This window comes from Okeania sp. SIO2F4, assembly GCF_010672385.1.
Lineage (GTDB): Bacteria > Cyanobacteriota > Cyanobacteriia > Cyanobacteriales > Microcoleaceae > Trichodesmium.
The window spans coordinates 1-2402 of record NZ_JAAHGT010001199.1 but is presented as its reverse complement, the minus strand read 5'-3'; the positions used below and the strand labels follow the sequence as shown (position 1 = coordinate 2402).

Here is a 2402-nt window from a genome sequence, read left to right as displayed (position 1 = left end):
AAATTTTTTTTCTTTTCTTGGTTGATTGGATATGGCGTTTCGCTGCGCGACATGAAAAGCGTTCGCGGCTCTGCATTCTTCGGGAGACCTCGCCATCCCATCCTTCGGAATGCTCCGCAAACAACCGCTTTTTTCTCCTTGCTCATGAGAGGCTTTAAACCTTTATTTTTCGGTAAAAATAAGTGTCATGCTTTCGTCCTTCAAATCAGTTTAAATTCCTCAACAGCAGGTAAAAAATTTTTATTTTCATGGCTAGGACGACTAAGTTTAATCAGAACAAACCTTTGTAGTGGAGTCAGATTTTTCCATTGCTCTAACTTAATTTTAATACCTATTTCTTGAGCTTTTTCCTGAACTGTTTCTGGAATTTTTGTTTCATCCATCCAAGCTGGATTTTCTTCAACAGGTAAATCTTTAGCAGGGGTATTTGTCTGCTCAATTACTAACTGATGTAGCCATGTTCGATAACTTTGAATTTCCTCTGATTTATTGCAAGGTTTATCTACCAACTCTTGACGAATTGCATGATTAAATTGATGCCAGTGGGATAATTTTAATTTGACTCCACAGGTATCTAATTTATAGCGTACTATCATAGGAATGCACCGTAGGGATGCTACAAAGTCTTGCTCAAATTCAAAATAATTGTCACTCATATTTTTTTGATTTTTTAGTTAGATAACTCTGAGATATAGAAATTCTTATCCTTTTGGATTGTTTGAACTACTTGTTAATAAATTGTTCCCTGTTCCCTGTTCCCTATTACCTATAAACTTACCGAAAAATTAAGGTATAAAGTCTCTCCATTCATGGAGAAAAAGCGGTCGTTTGCGGAGCAGTCCGTTAGGATGGGATGGCGAGGTCTCCTCGCCATATCCAATCGACCAAGACAGCGGTCGATCTTCGGAGCTTGGAGTAGGATGGGATGGGGAGGTTTCCCGAAGAATGCAGAGCCGCTTCGCTTTTCATGTCGCGCAGCTAAACGCCATATCTAATCGACCAAGAAAAGAAAAAAAATTCCTTTTAGCCAATCCTATCTGTTATCAGAAGAGGTAATTATTAATTATTAATTATTAATTATTAATTGTTAATTATTAATTATTGAATTTCATACCTTAATTTAGCAATGCCAAAAATATTAAACCGGATATCATATTTAATGATTGAATGGAGGCTTTTTTCGTGAGCTAATAATCCAATAACTAATGGATAGAGCAAAAATAGCAATTGCTAACCCGGCTAAGGCTTCTCCTCCTTTTTTATCCAGATCATAAATAATAATTTTTCGGGCTACAGCAATTAAGGAAGTAACAATTACTAGCTCTAGACTAAAGACGTGCTTATGGAGGTAGGCTGTAATATTTTCTAAAAGTTCCAGAGCAATTAAAATATTTAAGAAGAGTCCAAATATTTCAAATAAAGTATCTTTAAACAGAGGATCGGGTGTCAAGAAAAGTTTTTCAGATATAAAAATTACCAGATCAAATACAGCAAAAAGAATCACAGCAATCATAGATAAAGTTAGAACTTTAGAAACTATGATTTCCATGGATTCAATAAATTTGAGGAAAAATTCATCTCGTTCAGGAAGAACAATATTCTTGATAGTTTTGAGGATTTTTTTCATGTTTATTTTCAGTATATAATTGACATAAAACTCAGAAATTAATATGAATTTATTGTGGGGTTTTCGCCTTTTTACTATACATTTAAAAGAAAATAAGTAGTAGCATAAATCTATTCTATTTCTGTTTTTTCCATCTCGTTAAGCGAGTTTTTACTAGCAGCAATAATCAAAGAGCTTACTGCTGTAAAAGCTATTACTCCGACCAAGGCAGCAATTGATATATTGTGTAGTAAAAGTGATAAATCGGCTTTGGCTCTGGTATAATAAGGTATAGTATCTCCTGAGTCTTTTTCTGGGAAATTATCAGAATTTGATTGCATATTATCACCCTAGTTTTGAATTGTGCCCGATCAGTATACAATCAGTTAGGATCAAATAGCAATTATCAATCTTTTCTAGTTTGATTAAGTTATACCATTTTGATAAATGTTTGCTACAAATGACTAGGGGGTTTTTGTGTGAGTCAGGAGTCAGAAGTCAGGAGTCAGAATGAATGTCTTTAATACCATGTTTTAGATCGGAAATTATCTTTTTTGTCAAATGAACATCTTCTAAAAAATATTTTTATCGCCCTTATATCATGTCTGGATAATTAGTGATAAAAAAGTTTTTGTTTGTAGTAGGTTTTTAGCCCGTGAAATATCTATCTTAGGGCTAAATCCCTACTACGAACTGTAATTATAACTATTCAACCGGACATGATATTACTATTCGTAACATTCTTTTTTCAAATTGCTATTATACCTAAAATTGGCGTTACTGAAGCGTGGGTAAG

The 2402-nt window shown here is 33.8% G+C and carries 3 protein-coding genes; all 3 read right to left on the bottom strand.

Going from position 1 to position 2402, the window contains the following annotated elements:
* Positions 1-200: 200 nt before the first annotated feature.
* The 3 genes from F6K22_RS38815 to F6K22_RS38805 all read right to left on the bottom strand — a co-directional run bounded on the left by F6K22_RS38815 (position 201) and on the right by F6K22_RS38805 (position 1947).
* Positions 201-656 carry a nitrate reductase associated protein gene (locus F6K22_RS38815; protein WP_293110269.1) on the bottom strand — a complete coding sequence of 152 codons (456 nt, stop codon included), beginning with the start codon at positions 654-656 and terminating at the stop codon, positions 201-203.
* Between the two features lie 500 nt (positions 657-1156).
* Entirely contained in the window at positions 1157-1627 is a 471-nt protein-coding gene (locus F6K22_RS38810; RefSeq protein ID WP_293110267.1) for a phosphate-starvation-inducible PsiE family protein, read from the bottom strand.
* A 110-nt stretch (positions 1628-1737) separates the two neighbouring features.
* Entirely contained in the window at positions 1738-1947 is a 210-nt protein-coding gene (locus F6K22_RS38805) for a hypothetical protein (protein ID WP_293110266.1), read from the bottom strand.
* Positions 1948-2402 lie beyond the last annotated feature (455 nt).